Origin of the sequence: Actinomadura formosensis, from assembly GCF_050948385.1 — a bacterium.
Taxonomy (GTDB): Bacteria; Actinomycetota; Actinomycetes; order Streptosporangiales; family Streptosporangiaceae; genus Spirillospora; species Spirillospora formosensis.
In genome coordinates this window covers 4,274,730-4,299,215 of sequence record NZ_CP192011.1, presented here as the reverse complement: position 1 = coordinate 4,299,215, position 24,486 = coordinate 4,274,730, and the positions used below count along the sequence as shown (strand labels likewise).

The following is a 24,486-nucleotide window of genomic DNA, read 5'->3' as shown; positions in this document are numbered from 1 at the left end:
CATCTCTTTCAGTGCCCGTCGTTGTCGAGGAAGGCGAACATCTCCTCGTCGCTCGCGGCGGTGAAGGGCTCGTCTGTCCGGGTGTCGGCTGATGTGCTGTCGATCCTTGCCAGTAGGTCGCGGAGGCGGCTTACTGCGGTGTTCCGGATGTCTCCGTCCTCGGGGGCGGCTGCTAGCGCGGCCTCCAGCCCGGCGAGGGCTGCCAGCGGATCGCCCGCGCCGTTCGTCGTGGTCGCGGTCGTGTGGCTGTTCAGGCGCTCGTGGAGGAAGTCGCCCAGCGCGCGGGGGGTCGGGTAGTCGAACAGGAGCGTCTTCGGGAGGCGCAGGCCGGTGGCCTTCGACAGCCGCTTGTGCAGGTCCAGTGCCATCAGGGAGTCCAGGCCCTGGTCGAACAGGCCGCGGTCGGGCACCACGGCGGATGCGCTGTCGTGTGCCAGGACTTCGGCCACCATTCCCGCGATGAGGTCGGCGAGCACCTTCGGCCGGTCTTCGGGAGAGCGTCCGCTGAGCCGTTCGGTCCACCGGGTGCCGTTTGCCGCGTCCCGTCGTGGGGCGGTTCGGCGGGACGGGAACAGGTCGCGCAGGACAGCCGGGACGCTGGCCGGGCCCGCATTGTTGAAGGCGATGGCGACTAGCTCCGTCCGTTCGATGGTCAGCGCTGCGTCGAACAGCACCAGCCCGTGTTCTGTGGTGAGTGGGTGGATGCCGGACCTTGCGAGCCGTGCCCGGTCTGCCTCGGAGAGGGATTCGCCCATTCCTGCTTGCTCCCAGAGGCCCCAGGCGATGGACGTCGCCGGGAGGCCGGTGTGGTGGCGGTGTCGGGCGAGAGCGTCCAGATAGGTGTTGGCGGCGGCGTAGTTCGCCTGGCCGGGGGTGCCGAGCACGCCGCTGGCGGATGAGAACAGGACGAACGCGTCCAGGTCCAGGTTCTTGGTCTGCTCGTGCAGGTTCCAGGCGGCGTCGACCTTGGGGCGGAACACCGCGTCCAGGTGCTCGGGCGTCTGGTTCTCCAGGAGCGCGTCCCGCAGGACGCCCGCGGAGTGGACGACGGTCTTGAGCGGACGGTCGTCCGGGATGGCGGCGAGGACTTCCGCGAGCGCGCCGGGGTCGGCGGTGTCGCACGCCGCGATGGTGACGTGTGCGCCCAGGCTTTCGAGGTGTTGCTTGAGCTCGGTCGCGCCCGGGGCGTCGAGTCCTCGCCTGCTGGTGAGCAGGAGGTCGGTGGCGTCGTGGTTGGTGATCAGGTGTTCGGCGACCAGGGCGCCGAGGGTTCCGGTGCCACCGGTGATCAGGACTGTGCCGTTGGACGCCGCCGCGCGGCGCGCCTGGCCCGTGGCGGGGACGGGGGCGAGCCGGGGGATCAGGACGCGTCCCTCGCGAAGCGCGAGCTGCGGCTCCCCGGTCGCGAGCGCTGCGCGGAGCGCCCGTGCGGAGGCGGGATCGCGGTCAATGTCCACCAGGACGATCCGGTCGGGATGCTCGGCCTGCGCGGAACGGACCAGCCCCCACAGGGACGCATGCCCGAGCCGGGGAGCCTCCGTCGCGACGGCCCCGGAGGTCACGATGACGAGCCGGGCGTCGGGGTGGTGGTCGCCGGTGAGCCATGCGCGCAGGTCTTGGAGGACTTGCGTCGCCGTCGCCCTCACGGCGTCCGGGGTCTCGCGGGTTGTCTCCGGGACGATCAGCAGGGCCGTGCCTGATGGGGGCGCGTCTGCCAGGTCCTTCGTGGTGATTGCCTCCTCCAGCTCGGCGGCGATGCCGTTTCCGGGCTCGGACGTCACGATCGTCCAGGGGCCTCTCGCGTGGGGAGCGGTGGCTGCTGGAGCCGCGACCCATTCCTGCGCGTAGAGGATGCTCGGGGTGCTGCGTGACGCGGCGGTGGCCAGCACTTCGGCTGGCAGCGGGCGGATGGTCAGCGCCGCGATCGTCGCCACAGGCGCACCGTCCAGAGCGCGCAGGGTGATGGCGAAGGTGTCGTCGGCTGTCCGCTCGATCGCCGCCTGGACGTCGGTCGCGTCTGTGGCGTGCAGCTCCACGCCCGACATGCTGTACGGGACAGGCAGGCTTTCCGGCTCTGCCGCGTCGTCCAGCGCCAGAGGGTGGAGGACGGCGTCGAGCAGCGCTGGGTGCAGCCCGAACCCCGCGCCGGCCGTCTCGGCCTCGGCGTCGAGCCGGACGCGGGCGTAGCGCGTGGCACCGTGCTCCCACAGCTCGCGCAGGTTCTGGAAGGCCGGTCCGTAGTCGTAGCCGCGGGCCGCCAGGGTGGCGTAGGCGTCCGAGACGTCGAGGGGCGTCGCGCCGGAAGGCAGCGGCGGGACGGGCTCGGTCTCGGATTCGGCGGCGGTGAGGACACCGGTCGCGTGTCGCTTCCATCCCTCCTGGTCGCCGTGGCGGCGGGAGCGGACGGTGAGCGTCCGGTCCCCGTCCTCGCCGGGCGCGTCCACGGTCACTTGCAGGTTGCGGGCCTCGTCCGGGGAGAGCGCCAAGGGTGCCTCGAACGTCAGCTCCGTGACGCCGGGATGCCCGGTGAGACGTCCCGCGTGCAGCGCCAGATCGACCAAGGCCGAGGCGGGGAGGAGCGGCGTTCCGTGGACGGCGTGGTCGAGCAGCCACGGATGGGTGCCGGGTGAGAGCCGCGCCGTGAACACGACGCTGTCATCGGGAAGCTCCACGGCCGCGCCGAGAAGCGGATGTTCGGCGGCCGTCAGCCCCAGCCCGGACGCGGTCCCGGTCTCCGCCTCACCGGTCAGCCACAACCGGCGGTGCTGGAAGGGATAGGTCGGCAGCGGCTCGTCGAGGTGCTTACCGGACGGCTTCCAGTCGACGGGGCCGGGGACGTGGGCCAGTGCGCTGTAGAAGGCGGTGGTGTCGGTCTGTTTGGGGTTGAGCGTGGGCTGAATGGTGGGCGTTGTCGGGAGTGTTTGGTGGGTGAGTGTGGTGAGGGTGGGTCGGGGTCCGATTTCGAGGTAGAGGCCGGGATGGTGGGTCTGGTGGAGGTAGGTCAGTCCGTCGTGGAAGCGGACGGTGTCGCGGATGTGGCCGGCCCAGTAGCCGGGGTCGTTGAGTTGGTCGGGTGTGGTGGTGGACGCGGTGCGGTTGGAGGTGATCGGGATGGTGGTGGGGTGGTAGGTGAGGCTGGCTGCGACCTCCTGGAATTGGTCCAGTATCGGGTCCATCAAGGGGGAGTGGAAGGCGTGGCTGACCTTCAGCCACTGGTACTTGATGCCCTGCTCGTTCAGGTCGCTGGTGATGTGTTCGAGAGTGGTGCGGTCTCCCGATAGCACGGTGGAGTTCGGTGCGTTTGTTGCGGCGATCGCGACCGTTTCGTGCCGACTTTCGATTACGGGTCGGAGGGTCTCCTTGGTGGTGTGGGCGGTGAGCATTGCGCCGCCTGCGGGGAGGGAGGCCATGAGGCGGGCGCGTGCGGTGATGAGTTTTGCGGTGTCGGCGAGTGTCCAGAGTCCGGCGAGGTGGGCGGCGGTGAGTTCGCCGATGGAGTGTCCGATGAGGTGGTCGGGGGTGATGCCGTGGTGTTCCAGCAGCCGGTACAGCGCGGTTTGCAGCGCGAACAGGGCGGGTTGGGCGTAGCGGGTGTTGTTCAGCAATTCGGCGTCGTCGCCGAACACCACGCTCTTGAGGGGCCGGTCCAGGTGTGGGTCGACCGCCTCGCATACGGTGTCGAATGTCTCGGCGTAGACGGGTGAGGTGGTGTAGAGGTCGTGTCCCATGCCGAGGTGTTGGCTGCCTTGGCCGCTGAACATCAACACCACGCCGCCGTCGTTGTCCTGGACGGTGTTCGTGACCAGGGACGGATGCGGCTGCTCGGCGGCCAATGCACTGAGAGCATCGGAGAGAGCGGACCGGTCGGCACCGCCGCCGATGATTACCGCGCGATAGTCGAACTGAGCACGGGCCGCGAGTGATGCCGCCACGTCCGCCGGGGTGAGGTCGGGGTGCTCGGTGAGGTGGTCGCCCAGTCGCGTGGCGGCGTCCCGCAGTGCCTCGGAAGTCTTGGCCGACAACGGGACGGCGAGCACGGACTCGGGATGTTCAGCCGTCTCGCTCGCGCTGCCAGGTGCGGCTTCCAGAATCAAATGCGCGTTGGTCCCGCTGATCCCGAAGGACGACACCGCCGCCCGACGCGGACGATCCGTCTCCGGCCACGGCCGCGGCTCGTCCAGGAGGGCGACGTGCCCGGAATCCCAGTCGACGTGGGTCGAAGGCTGGTCGATGTGCAGAGACGCCGGAAGCGTTCCGTGCCGCATGGCCTGCACCATCTTGATGACGCCCGCGACCCCGGCAGCGGCCTGCGTGTGCCCGATGTTCGACTTGATCGATCCCAGGTGCAGAGGCCGCTCGGCGGTGTGGTGCTGCCCGTAGGTGTTGAGCAGGGCTTGGGCTTCGATCGGGTCGCCCAGCGTCGTGCCGGTGCCGTGCGCTTCGACCGCGTCGACCTGATCGGCGGTGAGACCCGCATTGGCGAGGGCCTGCTCGATCACACGCTCCTGCGAGGGGCCGTTCGGGGCGGAGAGTCCGTTGCTGGCGCCGTCCTGGTTGATGGCCGATCCCTTGACGACGGCGAGGACGAGGTGGCCGTTGCGCTGGGCGTCGGAGAGCCGTTCCAGCAGCAGGACGCCGATGCCTTCCCCCCAGCCGGTTCCGTCGGCGGAGGCGGAGAACGACTTGCAGCGTCCGTCCGGGGACAGGCCACGTTGGCGGCTGAATTCCAGGAAAACCGAAGGCGTGGCCATCACGGTGACGCCTCCGGCGAGCGCCATCTCGCATTCACCAGAACGCAGTGCCTGTGCCGCCAGATGCATCGCGACCAGCGACGACGAGCACGCCGTGTCCACCGTCACCGCGGGGCCCTGGAAGCCGAAGGTGTAGGCGACCCGTCCGGACGCGATGCTCCCCGCGCTTCCGCTGACCAGATAACCCTCCAGGCCACCGGACGAACGGGCGACACGGGAGCCGTAGTCGTCGTACATGACGCCTGTGAAGACGCCGATTTGGCGGCCGCGCAGGGCGGCCGGGTCGATCGCGGCGCTTTCCATCGTCTCCCAGGAGGCCTCCAGGAGCAGCCGGTGTTGCGGGTCCATGGCGAGGGCCTCGCGCGGGCTGATGCCGAAGAAGGCGGGGTCGAAGTCGCCGGCGTCGTACAGGAAGCCACCGTGCCGGACGTAGGACTTCCCGGTTCGCTCCGGGTCCGGGTCGAACAGGTCGTCGCCCCAACCCCGGTCCGCCGGGAACTCGCCGACCGCGTCCGTCCCGGAGGCCACGAGCCGCCACAGGTCGCGCGGGGAGCGGACGCCGCCGGGGTAGCGGCAGGCCATGCCGACGATCGCGATCGGCTCGTCGGACGAGGTCCGCGTCGAGCGCGGGACGGCGGCGGTGCGCTCGGTGCCGGTCAGTTCGTCCCGCAGGTGGGTGATCAGTGCGCTCGGGGTCGGATAGTCGAAGACGAGCGTCGTCGTGAGCCGCAGGCCCGTGGACTTGCCGAGCAGGTTGCGTAGTTCCACGGCGGCGAGGGAGTCGAAGCCGAGTTCCTGGAAGGGGACGTTGAGGTCCGGGACGGCGTCCGCGTCGAGTCCGAGGACCGCGACGATATGGGTGCGGAGGAGCTCGGCCAGCAGGCGCCTCTGCTCGGCCTCGGGCAGCCCTGCGATGCGGCGCGCGAGCCCCGTGCCGTGACCGGTCGTCCGGCGGCCCTTCCGGTGTGGCGGCCCGTCCGTGAGGGGCGAGACGAGAGGCGCGGCAAGGTCGATCGGTGCGGCGACGAGGTGGGGCTCAGCGGAGCCGAGCGCGGCGTCGAGAAGCGCGAGACCTTGCTCGTCGGTGAGTGGTGTGATACCGGACCGTCGTAGCCGTGCGTGGTCGGTTGCGGCGAGTGCGCTGGTCATGGCGCTGGCGTGTTCCCACAGTCCCCACGCGATGGAGGTTGCGGGCTGGCCTTCGCGCTGCCGGTGGGTGGCCAGGGCGTCGAGGTAGGTGTTGGCGGCGGCGTAGTTGGCCTGGCCGGGATTGCCGAGGGTGCCGACGGCCGAGGAGAACAGGATGAATGCGTCCAGGTCGCGGGTCTGATGGTGCAGGTTCCACGCGGCGTCGACCTTGGGCCGGAACACAGTGGCCAGCCGTTCGGGTGTCTGGTTTTCCAGGGGCGCGTCGCCCAGGACGCCGGCCGCGTGGACGACGGTCTTGAGGGGCTGATCGTCCGGGATACCGGCCAGCAGTTCGGCCAATGCGTCGGGATCGGCGGCGTCGCAGGCCGCGATCGTGACGTGCGCGCCCAGACCTTCCAGGCGCTCTTGAAGTTCGGCTGCGCCTGGGGCGTCCAGCCCGCGCCTGCTGGTGAGGAGCAGATGAGCAGCGCCGTGCTCGGTGATGAAGTGTTCGGCGACCAGGGCACCGAGGGTTCCGGTGCCACCGGTGATCAGGACGGTTCCTTCGACGGAGCGGTCCCGGGGCGTGGACGAGGCCGCCACCAGGCGCGGGGCTACGAAACCGTCGTCGCGGCGCGCGAGCTGGGGCAGTCCGAGCGCGAGGGCGGCGGCGACGACCTCGTCAGCCGCCTGCTCGTCGCCGACGTCCAGCAGAACGATCCGGTCCGGGTGCTCGGACTGGGCCGCGCGGACGAGCCCCCAAACGGGTGCCTGCGCGAGGTCATCGGCTCCGGGCCCCGCCGCGCCGTGGGTGACGACCACCAGGCGAGCATCTGCAGGACGGTCCTCCGCGACCCACCGCTGAACGGAGTCGAGGACGAGTTCGGAAATGGCGAGCGGCGCTTCACCGGACGGGACGTCCAGCACTTCGTGGTCGGTGACCGTATCTGCGGCGTCGCCCATGACCGGGACCCACTCGATGCGGAACAGCGAGTTGTCGTGCCGCTCGGTGAAGGCGCGGCGGAATTCCTCCGCGGAAACAGTGCGCATCGCCAGTCCGCTGACGGACGCCACCGGTTCCCCGAAGAGGTCGGTGACGTCCACCTCCACCGACCCCGGCTCGTTCACCGCGATGCGGACCAGCAACTCCGTGGCTTCAGACGGGGAGACCCGGACATCGCGCCAGGAGAAGGGCAGCGGCGTCTCTCCGTCGCTCGTGCCCTGGATCGCGAGCGGGTGCAATGCGGCGTCCAGGAGGGCGGGGTGGACGCCATAACCAAAGGTGGCCAGGTCGGGCGACAGCCGCACTCGGCCGTAGAAGGTGGAACCGTCACGGTGCAGGTCGTGCAAGTTCTGGAACGCGGGCCCGTAGTCGTAGCCGTGCTCGGCCAACTGCTCGTAGATCCCGGTGAGATCGACGGGCTCGGCACCGGACGGCGGCTCGGTCACGGGCACGTCCGGAAGCTCCCCGGCCTGGGCGAGGACACCGGTGGCGTGCTCCGTCCATTGGTCCGCGTCGCTCGTACGCGCGTGCATGCTGATCCTGCGGCGGCCTGCCCCGTCCGGAGACGTGACGCTGATGTGGAGGTCGCGCGGACGGCCGGGAGCGAGGAACAGCGGCGCGTGCAGCGTGAGCTCTTCGAGCGAGGCGCACTGGACGGCCTGTGCCGCGTGAAGCGCCAGATCGACGAACGCGGTGCCTGGCAGGAGTGCGGTCCCGTGGACGGCGTGGTCGGCGAGCCACGGCTGTGTTTCGAGGGAGAGCCGGGCGGTGGCCTGCCAGCCCCCGTCGGGGAGCGCGGTCGTGGTGGCCAGCAGCGGGTGCTCCGCCTCCTCGAGACCGAGGTTCGTGACGTCCGCGGCTTCCCCTGACGTGCTGGAGAGCCAGAACCGCCGGTGCTGGAACGGATACGTCGGCGGCGGAGTCTCCGGCGGCGGCCCGGCAAGCGTACGCACCGCCTGGACACGGGTGGCCACATGGGCCAGCGCCGTGTGGAAGGCGATGCTGTCGGGCTGTTGGTGGTGAAGCGTCGGCTGGATGGCCGGGCCGGTGGGGAGTGTTTGGTGGGCGAGCGTGGTGAGGGTGGGCCGGGGCCCGATTTCGAGATAAAGGGTGGGGTGCTGGGTCTGGTCGAGATGGGAGATGCCATCGTGGAAGCGGACGGTGTCACGGATATGCCGGGCCCAGTAGCCGGGATTGCTGAGCTGTTCGTCGGTGACCGCGGACGCGGTGCGGTTGGAGATGATCGGGATGGTGGTGGGGTGGTAGGTGAGCCCGGCTGCCACCTCTTGGAATTCGTCCAGGATCGGATCCATTAGAGGCGAGTGGAAGGCATGGCTGACCTTCAGCCACTGATACCTGGTTCCCTGCTCGTCCAGGACCCCGGCGACCTGTTCGAGGGCGGCGCGATCGCCCGACACCACGGTGGAGCCCGGCGCGTTCGTCGCGGCAACCGCAACGTCCTCATGCCCTTCCACAAGAGGCAGGAGGGCTTCCTCGCTCGTGTGAACGGTGAGCATTGTGCCGCCAGCCGGAAGTGAGGCCATGAGGCGGGCACGGGCGGTGATGAGTTTTGCGGTGTCGGCGAGTGTCCAGAGTCCGGCGAGGTGGGCGGCGGTGAGTTCGCCGATGGAGTGTCCGATGAGGTGGTCGGGGGTGACGCCGTGGTGTTCCAGCAGCCGGTACAGCGCGGTTTGCAGCGCGAACAGGGCGGGTTGGGCGTAGCGGGTGTTGTTCAGCAGCTCCGCATCGTCCCCGAACACCACGCTGGCGAGCGGCCGGTCCAGGTGTGGGTCGACCGCCTCGCACACAGCGTCGAACGCCTCGGTGTAGACGGGTGACGTGCTGTGAAGCTCCTGCCCCATGCCCAGGTGCTGGCTGCCCTGACCACTAAACATGAACACCACGCCGCCGCCGTCTCGGGGCGTGCCAGTGACCAGGGATGCATGCGCCTCATCGGAGGCCAGGGCGGTGAGCGCCTGGACGAGAGTCGCCGTGTCGTCATTCCGGGCCACGATGACGGCCCGGTGGTCGAACAACGTCCGTTGTGAAAGCGCCCCCGCCAGCTCAGCCGGAGTGGCCTCCGGACGATCCGCAAGGTGGTCGCCCAGCCGAGCGGCGGCATCCCGCAAAGCCTCGGGCGTCTTCGCCGACAAAGGCACGGTGACCACAGGACCAGCCGACGCCTCAACAACGCCCTCGTCCGACGTCTCAGGCGCGGCTTCCAGAATCAAATGCGCGTTGGTACCGCTGATCCCGAACGACGACACCGCAGCCCGACGCGGCTCCCCCGTCTCCGGCCACGGGGTGCTGTCAGCGAGCGGCGCCACGTGCCCGGTGTCCCAGTCGACATGAGGCGACGGCTCGTCCAGATGCAGCGACGCCGGTAGCATCCCGTGCCGCATCGCCTGCACCGTCTTGATGACACCCGCGACGCCGGCCGCAGCCTGCGTGTGCCCGATGTTCGACTTGATCGACCCCAGATACAAAGGCAGCTCAGCAGTGTGGTGCTGCCCATACGTATTGAGCAGGGCCTGCGCCTCGATCGGATCACCCAGGCTGGTGCCCGTCCCATGCGCTTCGACCACATCGACCTGCCCGGCCGACAGCCCGGCATTGGCGAGAGCCTGCTCAATCACACGCTCCTGCGACGGCCCGTTAGGCGCGGACAACCCATTACTGGCACCGTCCTGGTTGATCGCCGAGCCCTTCACGACGGCGAGCACGCGGTGACCGAGACGTTCGGCGTCCGACAGCCGCTCCAGCAGCAGCACGCCGGCGCCCTCGGCGAAGCCCGTTCCGTCGGCGGCCGCGGCGAACGGCTTGCAGCGTCCGTCCGACGAAAGACCGCGCTGGCGGCTGAACTCCAGGAACATGCCGGGGGAGCTCATCACCGCCACGCCCCCGGCGAGCGCCAGCTCGCACTCGCCCGAGCGGAGCGCCTGCGCCGCCAGGTGGATCGCGACCAGGGACGACGAGCACGCCGTGTCCACCGTCACCGCCGGGCCCTCGAAGCCGTAGGTGTAGGAGACCCGGCCGGAGATGGCGCTGCTGATGTTGCCGGTGAGCAGGTAGCCGCCGACCTCCTTCGGGCCCTGGTGCATCCGGGGCCCGTAGTCCTGGGAGACCGCGCCGACGAACACGCCCACGGGACGGCCGCGCAGCGTCGTCGGGTCGATCCCGGCGTTCTCCATCGTCTCCCAGGACGTCTCCAGCAGGAGCCGCTGCTGCGGGTCCATGGCGAGGGCCTCGCGCGGGCTGATGCCGAAGAACTCGGCGTCGAAGTCGCCCGCCGTGTACAGGAAGCCGCCCGACCGGACATAGGACGTCCCCGGACGATCAGGATCCGGGTCGTACAGGCCACTGCTCCAGCCGCGGTCGTCCGGGAAGGGGCCGATCGCGTCGACCTGGTCGCGGACGAGCCGCCACAGCGCGTCCGGCGTGTCCGCGCCGCCGGGGTAGCGGCAGCCCATCGCGACGATCACGACGGGATCGGTCTCGTCGACGCGGGCGGTGACGGAGAGCGGGGCGGGGGCGCCGCCCGCGGCCTCCTCGATCAGGAAGCCGGTGATGGCGTGGATCGTCGGACGATCGAAGACCAGCGTCGTCGGCAGCCGCATCCCGGTGAGCGAGTTCAGCCGGTTGCGCAGCTCCACGGCGGTGAGCGAGTCGAAGCCCAGCTCCTTGAACGCGCGCCGGTCGTCGAGCCCGCTCGGGTCGGCGTGCCCGAGGACGACGCCGACCTGCGCGCGGACCTCGTCCAGCACCCACGGGTACCGGTCGTCGGCGGGCAGCGCGGCGAGCGTCTCGGCCCAGGTCGCGTCGGCCGCCGCGGCGCCGGAGGCGGCGGTGCAGCGGCGGGTGGCCGGGGCCAGGTCGCGCAGCAGCGGCGACGGGTGGTGCGCGGTGGTCGCCGTCGGCAGCGGCGTCGCGACCAGGTGCGGGCGGCCGAGCTGGACGGCGGCGTCCAGCAGCGCCAGCGCGTGCTCGTCGCTCATCGGGGTGAGCCCGGCGCGCCGGAGCCTGGCGAGGTCCGCGCCGGTCAGCTCGCCGGTCATGGCGCTGCTGTGCTCCCACAGTCCCCACGACACCGACGCGGCGGCCAGCCCGTGCCGGTGCCGCTGGTGGGCGAGGACGTCGAGGTAGCTGTTGGCGGCGGCGTAGTTGGCCTGGCCGGGGTTACCGAGGACGCCGACGGCGGAGGAGAACAGCACGAACGCGTCCAGGTCCAGGTCGCGGGTCTGCTGGTGCAGGTTCCAAGCGGCGTGCACCTTGGGGCGCAGCACCTCGGTGAGGTGTTCGCCGGTCAGCCCGGTCACGGGCGCGTCCCGCAGCACCCCGGCGGCGTGCACGACGGCCGTCAGGGGATGCGCGTCGGGCACGTCCGACAGAAGGGCGTCCAGGGCGTCTGGGTCGGCGACGTCGCAGGCCGCGACGGTAACGTGCGCGCCGAGTTCTTCCAGCTCGGCCGCCAGTTCGGCGGCGCCCGTGCTGTCCGGGCCGCGGCGGCTCGTGAGCAGCAGCCGCCGCGCGCCGTGCTCGGTGACCAGGTGCCGGGCCATGAGCCCGCCGAGCGTGCCGGTGCCGCCGGTGATCAGGACCGTGCCGTCCGGGTCCAGCGTCCGCGGCGGGGTCAGCACGATCTTGCCGATGTTGGCGCCCTCGCGCAGATGGCGCAGGGCGGCACGCGCGTCGAGCAGGTTCCAGCACCGCACTGGCAGCGGCTTCAAAGCGCCCGAGGCGAACAGCGCCATCAGCTCGTCGAGCATTTCCTGGACGCGCTCCGGCGGCACCGCCAGGAGATCGAACGCCTCGTAGACGACACCGGGATGTTCGGCGGCCACGGCGCCTGCGTCCCTGATGTCGGTCTTGCCGATCTCCACGAAGTGGCCGCCGCGCGGCAGCAGCCGCAGGGAGGCGTCGGCGAACTCGTGGGCGAGCGAGTTCAGCACGATGTCGAACCCGGCGCCGCCTGTCGCCTCCTGGAACTCCTGCTCGAAGACGAGGCTGCGCGAGTCGGACGTGTGCGCGTCGTCCAGGCCGAGTTTCCGCACAGCGTCGCGTTTCGCGGCGCTCGCCGTCCCGTACACCTCGGCCCCGAGGCGCCGGGCGAGCTGCACCGCCGCCATCCCGACGCCTCCGGCCGCCGCGTGCACGAGCACCGACTGCCCGGGACGCAGCCCGGCGATGTTCACCAGGCCGTGGTAGGCGGTGAGGAACACGATCGGGACGGACGCGCCCTGCTCGAACGTCCATCCGTCCGGCAGCTTCGCCAGGTGCCTCCGGTCGGCGACCGCGACGGGCCCGAAGGCGTGCTCGAACAGGCCGGTTACCCGGTCGCCGGGCGCGAGGCCGGTGACGTCAGAGCCGACCTCCAATACGACGCCCGCGCCTTCCAGGCCGAGGCCGGTCTCGCCCTCGCGCATGGCGAGCGTGACGAACACGTCCCGGAAGTTGATCCCGGCTGCGCGCACCGCGACCCGCACCTGGTGCGGGAGGAGCGCGACGTCCCGCGCGTCGGACGGGACGACGACGAGATCGTCCAGGCTGCCCGTCCGGGCGGAGGTGTCCAGCCGCCACGCGGACGGCGCGGCCGGGAGCGGCCCCCGCGAACCCGCCCGGGCCAGCCTCGGCCGGTACACGCGGTCGCCGCGCACCGCCAGTTGCGCCTCGCTGAGCGCGTGCGCGGCGGCGACGGCGGCGGAGATCCCGGTGGTGCCGGACGACGTGGCGTCGAGGAGGTGGAACTGGTCCGGGTGCTCATTCTGCGCGGTGCGGACCAGGCCCCACACGGCGCCGTGCGCCAGGTTCAGCTCGTGGTCGTCATCTGGCATCGCGTGCGCGTGGCGGGTGCAGACCGTGAGGGTGCCGGTGTGCAGGTGCGGGGCGTCCAGCCATTCCTGGACGAGGGCGAGCGCCGCGGCCGAGGCCGTCTCGACGGCGTCGGGGCAGGTGCAGTCTTTGTCCAGGTCGTCGCCGCAGGACGTCGCGAACAGGCTGGGCAGCGCCACCACGTCGGCCGGGGCCGGGAGCGTCCCTTCCGCGACTGCGGCGCTCAGCTCTGCCAGCGTTCCGTAGCCGTTCTCGGCGTCGCCGATGAAGACCGGCGTTCCGGGCTCCGCGGTCGTCGTCTCGGCGGGCTGCCATTCCAGGAGGAACAGGTCGTCGCCGGCGGCGCGGGTGGGCGCTGCGGCGGCCGCGAGGTCGGTGCTCAGCGGCCGGAGCGTCAGCTCCTCGACGGTGAGGACGGGCCGTCCCGCCGGGTCGGCGGCATGCAACGCGATCGTTCCGGGCCTCATTGTCGTTAGCCGGACGTGCAGTGTGTCTGCCTCTACGGCGTGCACCCGGACACCCGACCACGAGAATGGGAGGCTCACCGGGCCGTCCTCACGCAGAACGATCGCCGCGAGCAGTGCGTGGAGCGTGGCGTCCAGCAGCGCGGGGTGGATGTCGTAGCCGGTGACGGGGGTGTCGGGGTCGAGCTGGACGCGGGCGTGCAGCGTCGCGGCCTGCTCCCGCATCTCGCGGAGGTTCTGGAACGCCGGGCCATAGTCGTAGCCGCGCTCGGACAGCGCTTCGTAAATCCCGGCGAGATCTGCGGGTGCCGTGCCCTCCGGCGGCCAGGCGGCGTCGTCGTCCGGGACGTCCCGCTCCGCCGGGGACAGGACACCACTCGCGTGCAGGACCCAGTCGCCTTCGCTGTCGTGCGGGCGCGAATGCACGCTGATTTCGCGAACGCCTTGGTCGTCCGGTGCGGTGACGTTGATGTGCAGGTCGCGGGGTGTGTCGGTGGTGAGGGGTGTGTGGAGGGTGAGTTCTTCGAGGGTGGGTGTGTTGAGGGCGTGGGCGGCGTGGAGCACCAGGTCGAGGAACGCGGTGCCGGGCAGGATCGGAGTTCCGTGGACGGCATGGTCGGCGAGCCACGGCTGCGCGTCCAGGGAGAGGAGCCCGGTGGCCTGCCAGCTCCCGTCGGGCAGCGCCGTGGTCGTGGCGAGCAGCGGGTGCTCGGCCGCACTCAACCCGAGCCCGGCCGCGTCCTTCGCCGCTGGGGCCGGGTTCAGCCAGTACCGCTCACGCTGGAACGGATAAGCGGGCAGCGGGACGGCGGGCCGCTTCGGCTCGACGTGCCAGGTCGGCTTGGCGGTATGGGTGTGGTGTGCGGCGAGTGAGGTGAGGAATTGGTGGTATCCGTCGTGGTCGCGGCGGAGGGTGGGGTGTGCGGCTGCGGGTGGGGTGATGACGGTGTGGATGGCCGGGGTGAGGATTGGGTGGGGGCTGGTCTCGATGAAGGTGGAATGGTTTTCGGCCAGTTGGGTGAGGGTGGGGTGGAACTGGACGGGGTTGGCCAGGTTGTCGTGCCAGTAGGTGGCGTCGAGTGTGCTGGTGTCGGTGATGAGTTGGCCGGTGAGGGTGGAGTGGTACGGGATGCTGCCTTGTTGTGGGGCGATGCCGTTCAGGCTGGCGATGAGTTGGTCGCGTATCGCGTGCATGTGCGGGGTGTGGGATGCGTAATCGACCGGAATGGTGCGTGCGTCGATTCCTTGGTCCTTGCTGTGTGCGATCAGTGTTTCGGCTTGGGCGGTGGCTCCGGCGATGATGGTGTGTTCGGGTCCGTTGAGTGCGGCGATGTGCAGGTCGTCCAGGCCGAGGTGTTCGATCGATGCTTGGGCGCGGTCGGGGGCTACCGGTAGGGAGATCATGCGGCCGGTGTCGGCGAGGGTGGTCAGGGCCTGGGCGCGGGTGGTGACGATGTTGGCGGCGTCGTCGAGGGTGAGGGCGCCGGCGATGTGTGCTGCGGCGATTTCGCCCTGGCTGTGGCCGATGACGGCGTCGGGGTGGATGCCGTGGTGCTGCCAGAGCCGGGCCAGCGACACCATCAGTGCGAACAAGGTCGGCTGGATGACTTCGGTCGCAACCGGTGGCCGGTCGGCGCGCAAGATGTTCAGCAGGTTCCAGTCGGTGTGCGGCTCCAACGCCTGCGCGCACTCATCAATGGCGCGGGCGAAAGCGGGCGACTCGGCGAGGAGTTGCACGCCCATTCCGGCCCATTGCGAGCCCTGGCCCGGGAAGACGAACACGATTCCGCCATTGGCCGGGAGGGTGTCGGGCCCGATGATCAGCGACGGATGCGGTCGCCCGTCTGCTAGTGCCTGAAGAGCTGTCGTGGTCCCGTCGCGGTCGTCTCGTCCGGTGACCATAACAGCGCGATGGTCGAAAAGGGCGCGCTTGGTAAGGGGTTCGGCGAGGTCGGCCGGGGTGAGGCCAGGATTCTCGGCGAAGTGGTCGTTGAGGCGTTCGGCGGCGTCGCGGAGCGCATCCGGGTCCTTCGCCGAAAGCGGGAGTGCGACGGCCGGTGCCGGGTCCTCTTCAGCGGGAGTGGCTTCGGTGACGTCCTCGGGTGCGGCTTCGAGGATGAGGTGTGCGTTGGTGCCGCTGATCCCGAACGACGACACCGCCGCCCGCCGGGCCTGGTCGGTTTCCGGCCAGGGAATGCTCTCGGCGAGCGGAACCACATGCCCCCTGCTCCAGTCGACGTGGGGCGAGGGCTCGTCGATGTGCAGGGATGCTGGGAGCGTCCCGTGTCGCATCGCCTGGACCATCTTGATGACGCCCGCGGCTCCGGCCGCCGCCTGTGTGTGCCCGATGTTGGACTTGATGGAGCCGATGTAGATGGGCTGTTCGGCGGTGTGGTGCTGCCCGTAGGTGTTGAGGATGGCCTGGGCCTCGATGGGGTCGCCCAGGGTGGTGCCGGTTCCGTGGGCTTCGACCGCGTCGATCTGGTCGGCGGTGAGTCCGGCGTTGGCGAGGGCCTGCTGGATGACGCGCTCCTGGGACGGCCCGTTGGGTGCGGACAGTCCGTTGCTGGCGCCGTCCTGGTTGATCGCCGATCCCTTCACGATGGCGAGGATGTGGTGGCCGTTGCGTTGGGCGTCGGAGAGTCGTTCGAGGAGGACGAGTCCGACGCCTTCGGAGAAGCCGGTGCCGTCGGCGGCCGCGGCGAACGGCTTGCAGCGTCCGTCCGCCGCGAGCCCGCGCTGTCGGCTGAATTCGAGAAATGGTGTCGGAGCCGCCATTACCGTCACGCCTCCGGCAAAGGCCATGTCGCATTCGCCGGAGCGGAGTGCCTGGGTGGCCAGGTGCATGGCGACGAGTGAGGACGAGCACGCGGTATCGACCGTGACGGCCGGTCCATCGAACCCGAAGGTGTAGGAGATGCGTCCGGACGCGACGCTGTTGCTGATGCCCGTCGACAGGTAGCCCGAGACTTCCTCTGGGGCCTCGTAAAGCAGATGCGCCCCGTAATTGCTGGCCAGAACCCCTGTGTAGACGCCGATGGTGTGGTTGGTGAGGTGGGTGGGGTTGAGGTGGGCGTTTTCGAGGGTTTCCCAGGTTGTTTCGAGCAGGAGTCGTTGTTGGGGGTCCATGGCGAGGGCTTCGCGGGGGCTGATGTTGAAGAAGGCGGGGTCGAAGTCGGCGGCGTTGAGGAAGCCTCCGTGGTTGGTGTAGGTGGTGTGGGGGGTCGTGGGGTCGGGGTTGTAGAGGCGGGGGTGCCAGCCTCGGTCGGTGGGGAACGGCGCGATGGCGTCTTTCTGGTTGTGGACGAGTTGCCACAGGTCTTGGGGGTTGTGGACGTCGCCGGGATAGCGGCAGGCCATGCCCACGATCGCGATCGGCTCATCCGACGTCGCCGTATTGCGCTTGACCGTGGCGGTCGGGGCGGAGGTCGTGACGATCTTCGACTGGAGGTAGCCGGCCAGTGCGGTGGGGCTGGGGTGGTCGAAGATCAGCGTGGGCGGCAGGCGGAGACTGGTCGTGTTGGCCAGCCGATTGCGCAGCTCGACGGCCGTGAGTGAGTCGAAGCCGAGCTCCTTGAACGGCCGGTCGGGAACGATCGCGTCCGTCGCCGAATGGCCGAGTACCACGGACGCCTGGGTCTGAACAACACCGAGCAGGTGCTCCAACTGCTGCTCGGAAGACAGCTCGGCCAATTCCTGCGCGAGACCGGTGAGCGCCTTCGACGCCGATGTGCCGGTCGCGGCTGTGCGGCGTGTTTGTGGGGCGAGGGCGCGGAGGAGGGGTGAGGGGTGGTGTGCAGTGGTGGTTGCGGTGATCGGCGTGGCGACGAGGTGGGGCTCGTTGAGCTGGAGTGCGGTGTCGAGGAGTGCGAGGCCGTGTTCGTCGCTTAGCGGGTGGACTCCCGAGCGCTTCATGCGGGCGAGGTCGGTTGCGGTGAGTGTGCTGGTCATGGCGCTGGTGTGTTCCCACAGGCCCCAGGCGATGGAGGTTGCGGGCAGTCCGGTGTGGTGGCGGTGGGTGGCCAGGGCGTCGAGGTAGGTGTTGGCGGCGGCGTAGTTGGCTTGTCCGGGGTTGCCGAGGGTGCCGGCTGCGGAGGAGAAGAGTACGAACGCGTCCAGGTCGAGGTTCTTGGTCTGTTCGTGCAGGTTCCACGCGGCGTCGACCTTGGGCCGGAGCACTGCCGCGAGGCGTTCGGGTGTCTGGTTCTCCAGGGGCGCGTCGTCCAGGATCCCGGCGGCGTGGATGACGGTCTTCAGTGGACGGTCGTCCGGAATGGCGGCGAGGAGTTCGGCCAGCGCGTCGGGGGCGGCGGCGTCGCAGGCCGCGATGGTGACCTGGGCGCCCAAGCCTTCGAGGTGTTCCTTGAGTTGTTGGGCGCCGGGGGCATCGGGTCCTTGCCTGCTGGTGAGGAGCAGGCGTGCGGCGTCGTGTTGGGCGATGAGGTGTTGGGCGACCAACGCGCCGAGGGTTCCGGTGCCGCCGGTGATGAGAGTCGTGGTCTTGGTGGTGGCAGGTGGCGTGGGGAGGGTGAGGGTGATCTTTCCGATGTGGCGTGCATGGGAGAGGGTGCGGATGGCTTGGTGCGTGTGGGTGATCGGGTGATCGGTGGCGGGGAGGGGGTGCAGGGTGTTGTTGGTGAAGTGCTGCTGGAGGGTGGTGATGAGTTGTTGGAGGTGGGGTGTTCCGTTGTCGAGGAGGTCGAAGGCTTGGTAGTGGATGTCGGGGTGGTGGGTGAGTTGATCGGGGGTTCGTATGTCGGTCTTTCCCATTTCTATGAAATGGCCGTGGGGGTTGAGGAGGCGAAGTGAGGCGTCGGTGTGGTCGTGGGCGAGGCTGTTGAGGACGATGTCGATGCCGTCGGGCGCGGTGGCGCGGAAGTGGTGCTCGTAGTCGGTGGTGCGGCTGTTGGCGATGTGGTCGTCGTCCAGGCCCTGCTGGTGGAGGGTGGGCCATTTGTGGGGGCTGGCGGTGGCGTAGATTTCGGCGCCGTGCAGGCGGGCGATTTGCAGGGCGGCCAGGCCGACGCCGCCGGTGGCGGTGTGGATGAGGACTTTCTGTCCGGGTTGCAGGTTCGCCAGGGTGATCAGGCCGTGGTACGCGGTGAGGAAGGCGACCGGGATGGTCGCGGCCTGCGGCCAGGTCCAGTGGTCGGGGATCCGCATGACCAGCCGGTGATCGGTGGTCGCGGTCGGGCTGATACCGCCGTGGGTGAACAGACCGGTCACCCGGTCGCCTGGCTTGAACGACCGGACGTTCTCCCCGACCTCGATGACCACACCCGCTTCCTCGCCGCCGATTGGGGAGTTGGTGTTCACCATCCCTAGGGCGACCAGAACGTCACGGAAGTTCAGCCCGGCGGCATGGGTGCGAATGCGCACGTGATCCGGATGAAGCGGTTCGAGATGACGGGCGATCGGGGCGAGGACGATGTCCTCCAGAGTCCCCGTCCGCGCCGTCGTCTCCAGTTGCCAGCCGACATCACTCGGCGGGACCAGCAACTTCTCGCGAGTGTTCACCAGCCGCGCGTGGAACATGTCCGAGCCGCGCTGCGCCGCCTGCGTTTCGTCGTGCAGACCTGCGGAGGCCACGGCACGGCCGATCGCATCGAGATCGGTCGCGGTGCTGTCGAGGAGGCGGAACCGTCCGGGGTGCTCGTTCTGCGCGGTGCGGACCAAGCCCCAGACCGCTGCCTGTGCAGGACGAAGAACCTGATCGTCCTCTGCGACGATGTGGGCCTGACGGGTGACCAGGGTTAGGGTGCTCTGCTCGAAGTGCTCTGAGGCGAGCCATTCCTGGACGAGGGCGAGGGCTTTTTCGGTAGCGGCGGTGACGGCCTGCGGGCAGGGGCAGTCGCCGATGCCATGCGAGCATTCGCTGTTGAACAGGGACGGCAGGACGATCACTTCGCTGGGCGCGTCCATCCCTTCATCGATTGCAGCGGCCAATTCATCCAGGCTCGTGTAGGCGGTCTCGTCATGGGCGAATGCGTCGCCCAGGAATACCGCGTCCGTGACTGGATCCGCTTCGGAATATGGGAACGGCTGCCATTCCAGATGGAAGAGATCGGATGCGGTGGGCGCGACGGGAGCCGGCGGAGCGATGTCCCCTGTCAGGGCGCGGAGGGTGAGTTCCTCGATGGTGATGACGGGTTGACCGGTGGGGTCGGTGGCATGGAGGGTGACGCTGTCGGGTCGTGTCTGGGTGAGGCGGACCTTGAGGGTGTCGGCGTTGGTGGCGTGCAGCCGGACGCCGCTCCAGGAGAAGGGCAAGCTGGGGGAGGTACTGTCGCCATTTTCGGTGTTGGCGGCCAGCGCGTGGAGTGCGGCGTCCAGAAGTGCGGGGTGGATGCCGTAGCCGGTGACGGGAGTGTCGTCGGCGACCTGGACACGCGCCTGCAGGACGGCGTCGTCGCGGTGCAGCTCGCGGAGATTCTGGAACGAGGGGCCGTAGCCGTATCCCTGCTCGGCCAGCTGCTCGTACAAGTTCGCGATATCGACCTTCTCTGAAAGGTCTTCCTTGTCGACGGGCGGCGGGACGGTGCCGTCGTCCGGGCCCAGAACGCCGGTCGCGTGAGTCGTCCAGACGGACTGTCCGCGCTGCGGCCGTGAGTGGACAGTGAAGTCGCGTCGCCCCTCGTCGTCGGCCGGGCTCACGGTGACGTGCAGATCCCATGACTCGTCACCGGAGAACACCAGCGGAGACTGCAGCGTCAGCTCCTCCACGGCCGGGCAGCCGGCGGCGAATCCCGCGTGAAGCGCTAGGTCGAGGAACGCTGTCCCGGGCAGAAGCGGGTTTCCGTGGACGGCGTGGTCAGCGAGCCAGGGCTGGGTTTCGAGGGAGAGGCGAGCGGTGGCCTGCCAGGTGCCGTCGGGGAGCGTGGTGGTGGCGGCGAGCAGCGGATGTTCGGCTGCTTGCAGCCCCAACTCAGTGATGTCTCCAGGGCCTTGGTTGTCGGCGTTGAGCCAGAGGCGGGTGCGCTGGAAGGGATAGGTGGGCGGCGGGTCGCTGGGTTGGTGATTGGTGTTGTGCCAGGCGATGGGGATGTTCGTAGTGGCGTGTATGCGTGCGAGCGTGCTGTAGAAGGCGGTGGTGTCGGTCTGTTTGGGGTTGAGCGTGGGCTGAATGGTGGGCGTTGTCGGGAGTGTTTGGTGGGTGAGTGTGGTGAGGGTGGGTCGGGGTCCGATTTCGAGGTAGAGGCCGGGATGGTGGGTCTGGTGGAGGTAGGTCAGTCCGTCGTGGAAGCGGACGGTGTCGCGGATGTGGCCGGCCCAGTAGCCGGGGTCGTTGAGTTGGTCGGGTGTGGTGGTGGACGCGGTGCGGTTGGAGGTGATCGGGATGGTGGTGGGGTGGTAGGTGAGGCTGGCTGCGACCTCCTGGAATTGGTCCAGTATCGGGTCCATCAAGGGGGAGTGGAAGGCGTGGCTGACCTTCAGCCACTGGTACTTGATGCCCTGCTCGTTCAGGTCGCTGGTGATGTGTTCGAGAGTGGTGCGGTCTCCCGATAGCACGGTGGAGTTCGGTGCGTTTGTTGCGGCGATCGCGACCGTTTCGTGCCGACTTTCGATTACGGGTCGGAGGGTCTCCTTGGTGGTGTGGGCGGTGAGCATTGCGCCGCCTGCGGGGAGGGAGGCCATGAGGCGGGCGCGTGCGGTGATGAGTTTTGCGGTGTCGGCGAGTGTCCAGAGTCCGGCGAGGTGGGCGGCGGTGAGTTCGCCGATGGAGTGTCCGATGAGGTGGTCGGGGGTGATGCCGTGGTGTTCCAGCAGCCGGTACAGCGCGGTTTGCAGCGCGAACAGGGCGGGTTGGGCGTAGCGGGTGTTGTTCAGCAATTCGGCGTCGTCGCCGAACACCACGCTCTTGAGGGGCCGGTCCAGGTGTGGGTCGACCGCCTCGCATACGGTGTCGAATGTCTCGGCGTAGACGGGTGAGGTGGTGTAGAGGTCGTGTCCCATGCCGAGGTGTTGGCTGCCTTGGCCGCTGAACATCAACACCACACCGCCGTCGTTGTCCTGGACGGTGCCGGTGACCAGGGACGGATGCGGCTGATCGTCCGCTAGCGCCTGAAGGGCTGCTGAGGTCTCGTCGCGGTCATCGCGGCCGGTGACGATAACGGCCCGGTGTTCGAACAAGGCACGCTTGTTCAGGGGCTCGACGAGTTCGGCCGGTGCAAGGCCGGAATGCTCCGCAAGGTGGCCCTTCAGCCGTCCGGCGGCATCGCGCAGTGCCTGCGGACTCTTGGCTGACAACGGAACGGCGACCACGGGGCCGGCCGACGCCTCGACAACGTCCTCAATGGACGTCTCAGGCGCAGCCTCCAAAATCAAATGCGCATTGGTGCCGCTGATCCCGAACGACGAAACCGCAGCCCGGCGCGGCCGCCCCGTCTCCGGCCAGGGCTGTTCCTGATCTAGCAGGACGACATGCCCGGTGCCCCAGTCGACGTGGGAAGAGGGCTGGTCGATGTGAAGCGATTTCGGCAGGACGCCATGCCGCATCGCCTGCACCATCTTGATGACACCCGCGACCCCGGCAGCGGCCTGCGTGTGCCCGATATTCGACTTGATCGACCCCAGATGCAGCGGCAACTCAGCACTATGGCGCCGCCCATACGTATTGAGCAGAGCCTGAGCCTCGATCGGATCACCCAGCGTGGTCCCCGTCCCATGCGCCTCGACCGCGTCCACCTGCTCGGCGGTGAGACCGGCATTGGCAAGGGCCTGCTCGATCACACGTTCCTGCGACGGCCCATTCGGCGCCGACAACTGGCTCGTGGTCCCGTCCTGGTTGATCGCCGAGCCCTTCACGACCGCGAGGACGCGATGGCCGAGACGTTCGGCGTCCGACAGCCGCTCCATCAGCAGCAAGCCGATGCCTTCGCCCCACCCAGTCCCGTCGGCCGCCGCGGCGAACGACTTGCAGCGCCCGTCCGGCGATAGCCCACGCTGACGGCTGAACTCCAGAAACACCGAGGGCGTGGCCATCACGGTGACACCCCCGGCGAGCGCCAGCTCGCACTCACCCGACCGCAGCGCCTGCGCCGCCAGATGCATCGCGACCAGCGACGACGAGCATGCCGTGTCCACCGTCACCGCAGGCCCCTGGAACCCGAAGGCGTGCGCGACCCGCCCGGACGCGACGCTCCCCGCGCTCCCCTGCCCGAGATAACCTTCGATCTCCTCGGACGGACGGCTGATCCGCGACCCGTAGTCGTGATACATCACGCCGACGAACACCCCGGTCGAACTGTTGCGCAGCCCCTCCGGATTGATCGAGGCACTCTCCATCGCCTCCCACGACGCCTCCAGCAGCAACCGCTGCTGCGGGTCCATGGAAAGCGCCTCGCGCGGGCTGACGCCGAAGAACTCGGCATCGAAATCCCCTGCATCATGCAGGAATCCGCCGTGCCGCGAATATGTCGTATGCGGAACATCAGGATCGGGGTCGTACAGCCGATCGACGTGCCATCCTCGATCATCGGGGAATTCCGAGATCGCGTCCCGCTCGGCGGCGACCAGCTCCCACAGTTCCCCCGGCGACCCGACCCCGCCCGGATACCTGCAGGACATGCCGACTATCGCGATGGGCTCGGTCTTCTCCAGCTCCAGTTCCCGCACCCTCTCCCGGGCGTGGTAAAGGTCGTTGGCAGCGCGCCGCAGATAATCGCGAAACTTCTCCTCATTCGACATGATTATTTCCTCATCCGCGCAGAGAGACTCCTTCGGAGCATCGTAACGACAACCCCTAACGGAGCCCTTTGACGGCTCTAAAGCCACTCAGCAGATCCCGCAGAATGGCATCCTGACCGGATTTCCGAATCTGGAGGTGGTGGCGTAAACGTCAGCCGACGCCGCGACGTACCGGCCCCCAGTGCGGGTTACCGACCGCCAGGCTGAGGCCAAAGGCCGACGTGAACGGTGGCTCCACGAGGCGTCGCATGTCCGGCACTATTCGAAGTCAGCCGGTGTCTAGAGAGCTTCAATAGTTGGCGTTACCTATTGGCAGGTGGGTGCGGACGAGGAGGCCGGCCCAGCCCCGCCAGCGGAGCACCGCTGCGCACCGGCGCGGAGTTGGAGTCCACCGGGGTTGGTGAAGTCCGTTTTACCTGGCGCCGGTCGGCGCTGGTGTGTTGATCGAACGGTAGTGGGCGGTCTCGTATTCGACCGGTGGAATGTCGCCGATCGCGGTGTGCAGCCGGCGGTGGTTGTACCAGCCGACCCATTCACGATGGCGTACTCGACCTGGTCACGGGTGCGCCAGGTGCGGCGATGGACGAGTTCGGTCTTGAACGTGGCGTTCAGTGACTCGGCATCGCGTTGTCATACGAATCGGCGACCGAGCCGACCGAGGCGGTCACGCCCAGGTCGGTCAGCCGGGTGGTGTAGCGGAAACCGACGTATTGGCAGCCCCGGTCGGAGTGATGAATCAAGGTGCCCGGCCGCTCGCGGCCGCGTGGCCACAGCGCCATCTCCAGCGCGTCCAATGGCAGGTCGGTGCGTAGATGGTCGGCCAGTTGCCAGCCCACGATCCGGCGGGAGAAGGCGTCCAGCACGAACGCCACGTACACCCACCCCTCCCAGGTGCGCACATAGGTGATATCCGCCAGCCACAACCGGTCGGGTCGGTCGGCGGTGAACTGCCGGTTGACCAGGTCCGGCGGTCGCGGCGCCGACTCGCCGGGGGTGGTGGTGCGCCGCCGGTCGCGGCGGTGCGCACCCTGCAGGCCATGGGCGCGCATCAGCCGTTCCAGCGTGCAGCGCGCCACCTGCACGCCTTGGCGACGCAGTTGCCCGTGCACGCGGTAGGCGCCGTAGGTGCCATAACTGGCCTGATGAACGGCCTCGATCTGCTCGGTCAGCACCGCATCGCGCTGGGCGCGGGCTGAGGGCGGGCGGCGTTTGCGGCCGTAGCAGGTGCCCGGGCACAGGTCCAGGACCCGGCAGACGGGCACGGGCCCCGAAGCGGTCACGCAGCTGGTCGACCAGCATGACTACTTCGTCCGGGGCCGGCCGAGCTCGGCGGCGAAAAGCGCGCTGGCGGCCTTCAATATCTCGTTGGCCCGCTTGAGCTCGTTGTTCTCGCGGCGCAGCCGCTTGAGCTCGTCACGCTCGGCGGTGGTCAGCTGCTCGGGGCGCTTGCCGGCGTCGGCCTGGGCTTGGCGGACCCAGGTGCGCAGGGCTTCGCGGTGGAGGCCAAGATCGGCTGTGATCTGCGCGATCGGCCGATCGGACTCCAGCGCCAGCCGCACGGCCCGGTCCCGAAGTTCCCGGGGGTATTTGCGTGGTGCTGCCATCGCAGTGATTCTCCTCCCCG

At 69.1% G+C, this 24,486-nt stretch carries 1 protein-coding gene and 1 pseudogene; both read right to left on the bottom strand.

Annotated elements, in window-relative coordinates; genetic code table 11:
* Nucleotides 1-8: 8 nt before the first annotated feature.
* Nucleotides 9-22,862, bottom strand: coding sequence for an SDR family NAD(P)-dependent oxidoreductase (locus ACQP1N_RS20525; RefSeq protein WP_433226017.1), 22,854 nt, complete (start codon nucleotides 22,860-22,862; stop codon nucleotides 9-11).
* 412 nt (nucleotides 22,863-23,274) lie between these two features.
* Nucleotides 23,275-24,466, bottom strand: a pseudogene (locus ACQP1N_RS20520) (IS3 family transposase).
* Nucleotides 24,467-24,486: the final 20 nt, after the last annotated feature.